We start from the raw sequence: 3,929 nt of genomic DNA, 5'->3' as shown, positions 1-3,929 counted from the left end.
GCGGCCAGGCGCGCGTAGTCGTGCCGGGTGCGCCGCACGACGCGCAGCAGGGTGTGCGGTCGCCCGCTCGAGCTGCTGGCCTGGACGAGCAGGGACTGCAAGGTGATGTCGACCTCGATGACGTCGACGCCCGCCGCGGCCGCCACCGCCGCGACGCTGCCCACGACCTGTGGGGCGCCCGCACCACAGCGCAGCATGAGTTCGCCGACCCGCGCGGCGAGGTCGAGCGCGCGCCTGACCTGTGCGTCCTCGGCCGCCTCACCGGGGACCCGGATGTCGCGGTACGGCGTTCCGCGCAGCAGGTCGTTCATCGGCATCGGTTCGGTCGGCTCCTCGCCCACCAAAAAGCCGCCGCGACGCCAGCCCGGCACCCTGGCCGGATGCCGTTTGGGGGGCGTCGTCATCGCGTCACCGTCGTCGTCGCGGGCGTCACGGCGCCGGAACCGCCGTGTCGACCCACGAGGGAGCGGTGGTGCGCGGCCACCAGGTCGCGCCGTCACCCGTCACCGTCACGGCGAGGATGCCGGCCGCGGCCACGAGCAGGACTGCCGCCACGACCTGACGCATCGTCTCCCCGGGCGAGATGCCGCGCACGATGCTGCGGCTGCCCCGCCGGAGGCTGGCGCCGCCCGGCCCCCACCAGGCCGTGAGCCCCGCGAAGACGCCGCCCGCCACCAGGGGGACGGTCTGGCCCGTGCTGACATCGGCCCCGGTCGCGACCCCGAGCACGAGCGCCGTCGCGAAGAGGGCACACAGCCCCACGAACAGCGGGAGCACCGCGGTGAGCAGGGCACCCAGCGTGCCGACGACCAGGTGCCACGGGCTGCTCGCGACGGCCACGGCGACATCGCTTCCGCGGGCTCCACGTTCGTGACGGCGCATGACGAGGGAGGTCACCGAGCGGTCAGCCGTGCGCGCGAGAGCGATCCAGCCGAGCAGGGCCATCGCGGCCACCACCGGGGCGGCCGCCGACACCGCCCCGAGCAGCGCCAGCAGGGCGAGCAGGGTGCCCGCCCGGCTCGGGCGACCGATCCGGGGGTCCGCGTAGGGACCCAGACCCTGCCGAGCGGCATCCCAGTCCGACTCCGATTCCGGGACCGGGCCAGCCACCTGGCCCGGCACCGGGGCTGGCGCAGGGAGGTGCTGGCGGTAGCCGGGCTGAGGTTGCATCGGCGCGGGCACCGGCGCAGGAACCGGCGCGGGCGCCCACTGCCGCGGTGGCGGCGCGGGAACCGGCGCGGACGCCCACTGCGGCGGTGGCGGTGCGAGCACGGGCGCAGCGGGAGGCCGTGGCGGCACGGGCGCGGGCGCGGGCGCAGCGGGAGGCGCCGGCTGCATGACGCTCGTCGGGGCGATGGCGAGCACCTGCGTCTGCGGGCGCACGCGGCGCACCTCGATGGCCGCCGTCGCCGGGGCGCCGTGGGCGTAGCTCTCGAGCGCCGCGACGACCTCGTGGTGGTGCGGGCGCTGGGCCGGGTCGGGCGCGAGCGCCGCGTAGAGCAGGGGTTCGATGCGCGGGTCGACGGCACGCAGGTCGGGCTCCCCCTGGGCCACCCGGGCCAGCACGGCGCTCATGGCCCCACGGCCGAACGGCGGCACCCCGCCCGCGGCGAAGGCGGTCGTCGCGGCCCACCCCCACCAGTCGGTGGCTGCGGTGACGTCCTGGCCGCTGATGACCTCGGGGGCGAGGTAGCCGGGCGTTCCCATGACCAACCCAGCCATCGTGAGTCGGACGTCGTCGGCGACGTGGGCGATGCCGAAGTCGATGAGCACGGGTTCGCCGTCGACGAGGAGGACGTTCGCCGGCTTGACGTCACGGTGGATGACGCCCGCGCCGTGGATGGCGTCGAGGGCCTCGGCGAGGCCGTGGGCCACGCGGTGCAGCTCGGCCGGTGGCAGGAGCCCCCGATCGGCGACCTGCTCGTCGAGCGAGGGGCCGGGGACGTAGCGCGTCACGATGTAGGGCCGCGGGCCCTCGACGTCGGCGTCGATGATCGGGGCGACGTACGGGCTGCTCACCCGGGTGAGCGAGGTGACCTCCCGAGCGAGCCGGGTCCGCGCATCCGGGTCGAGGGCGATGTGCGGTCGCAGCACCTTCAGGGCGACCGCTCGACCGTGCCGGTCCAGGGCGAGGTGCACCACGCCCATCCCGCCCTCACCGATGCGCTGGACAAGGCGGTACTGCCCGAGGCGCGTGTGTTCGCGGGGTTCCTCGAGCTCTTCGGCATCGTCGGGCACGGGGCCGTCGGCGATCGCGTCGGCGGTCATGGGGACCACGGTAGGCGCTCAGTCTGGGTCTGCGCTGCATGCGCGACCCGGTGCACCCGGCGGCGTCAGGACTGGATGTAGGTGCGCAGCTGGTCGCGCTCGGCCTGGAGGTCATCGATCCGGTTCTTCACGACGTCGCCGATGCTGACGATCGCGACGAGCTTGCCGTCGGAGAGCACCGGCACGTGGCGGAACCGCTTCTCCGTCATCGCCGACTCGAGGTCGTCGAGGCTGTCCTCGGGCACGCAGGTGTGCACCTCGGCCGTCATGATCTGGTGCACCGGGGCGTCGAGCAGTGCCGCACCGTCGGTGTGCAGGTGCCGCACGATGTCGCGCTCACTGACGATGCCGTGCACCGTCTCACCGTCGTCGCTGACGACGACGGCACCGATTCGGTGCTCCGAGAGCAGCGCCAGCAACTCGGTCACGGAGGCGTCCGAACGCACCGTGATGACGTCTCCACCCTTGAGCCTGACCACGTCCGAGATCCTCATGAGCCGACGATAGGTGCGCGCGGGGGCGACGCGCCAGTGCTTGACCGCGTGACGGACCACTGATTCCGAAGTGGCGACGCCCATGACACCGAACGCGCACAGCGCAACGACGCGAACGGCATCCGGATGCCGTCAGCCGTGCGGCGGTGCCGCGCCCGTCGACCCGCGCACCACGAGTTCAGGGCGAAAGACGTACTCGGCGCACGGGGGTCCCTCCCCGGCGATGTCGTCGAGCAGCGCTCGCACGGCGGCATCCCCCATGGCGTCGACGGACTGGCGGATCGTCGTCAGCGGGGGGTCGGTGAACGCCATCATCGTGGAGTCGTCGTAGCCGACCACCGAGAAGTCGGCCGGCACGCTGCGCCCCATGGACCGCGCCTGGCGGATCGCTCCGAGGGCCATGAGGTCGGAGCCGCAGATGACGGCCGTCGCACCGCGGGTGATGAGGCGACCGGCCGCGGCCGCACCCCCTTCGAGGCTGAAGACCGTGTGGGTGATCAGCTGCTCGAGGTGCGCCTGTTCGACGCCGAGGTGCTGGTGCATGGCGGCGGCGAACCCCTGCACCTTGCGGATCACGGGGGTGTAGCGCTCGGGCCCCAGGGCCAGGCCGATCTCGGTGTGCCCGAGCTGGGCGAGGTGGCTCACGGCGAGGTCCATCGAGGCGACGTCGTCGTTGGAGACGAAGGGGGCGTCGATGCCCTGGAGCCACCCGTTGACGAGCACGATCGGCAGGCCACGCTCGCGCAGGGCCTGGTAGCGGGCGGGGTCCGAGGTCGCGTCGGCGTGCTGCCCGGACAGGAAGATGATGCCGGAGACGCCGCGGTCGATGAGCATCTGCACGTAGTCGTCCTCGTGTACCCCGCCGGGGGTCTGGGTGCACAGCACCGGGGTGAACCCCTCGGCGGCGAGCGCGGTCTCGATGACCTGGGCGAACGCGGGGAAGATGGGGTTGACCAGTTCGGGCATGACGAGCCCGACGAGCAGCGCCGACTTCGGCCGCAGCCTGGCCGGGCGGTCGTAACCGAGCACGTCGATGGCGGTGAGCACGGCGCGCCGGGTGGAGTCGGCCACCCCGGGACGGTCGTTCAGCACGCGGCTGACCGTCGCCTCGCTGACGTCGGCCTGGGCGGCGATGTCGGCGAGTCGCGCAGAGCGGATCTCGGCCAC

General features: G+C 73.5%; 4 protein-coding genes. All 4 read right to left on the bottom strand.

The genetic code is table 11. The features are described 5' to 3' along the window. Positions 1–404 (bottom strand): threonine/serine exporter family protein (locus tag PLL68_RS12905; RefSeq protein WP_324534701.1); only part of this gene is annotated, 404 nt, incomplete at its 3' end. A gap of 25 nt (positions 405–429) precedes the next feature. After that, the gene (locus PLL68_RS12900) at positions 430–2,268 is read right to left on the bottom strand and encodes a serine/threonine-protein kinase (RefSeq protein ID WP_324534699.1); all 1,839 of its coding nucleotides are present in this window, start codon (positions 2,266–2,268) and stop codon (positions 430–432) included. A 65-nt stretch (positions 2,269–2,333) separates the two neighbouring features. Next, complete coding sequence (locus PLL68_RS12895; protein ID WP_324534697.1) at positions 2,334–2,762, bottom strand: CBS domain-containing protein; 429 nt, start codon at positions 2,760–2,762, stop codon at positions 2,334–2,336. Between the two features lie 132 nt (positions 2,763–2,894). Beyond that, positions 2,895–3,929: a LacI family DNA-binding transcriptional regulator gene (locus PLL68_RS12890; RefSeq protein ID WP_324534695.1), complete on the bottom strand. Its 1,035-nt coding sequence runs from the start codon at positions 3,927–3,929 to the stop codon at positions 2,895–2,897.

Source organism: Ornithinibacter sp., from assembly GCF_035443565.1.
Taxonomy (GTDB): domain Bacteria; phylum Actinomycetota; class Actinomycetes; order Actinomycetales; family Dermatophilaceae; genus Fodinibacter.
Note: the sequence above shows the minus strand (reverse complement) of the source record. Positions and strands in the feature narration are given on the sequence as shown.

What these genes read in the sequence shown, in the direction of transcription:
- PLL68_RS12900 (WP_324534699.1), bottom strand. Translation starts at nt 2,268, where the DNA reads ATGACCGCCGACGCGATCGCCGACGGCCCCGTGCCCGACGATGCCGAA.
- PLL68_RS12895 (WP_324534697.1), bottom strand. Translation starts at nt 2,762, where the DNA reads ATGAGGATCTCGGACGTGGTCAGGCTCAAGGGTGGAGACGTCATCACG.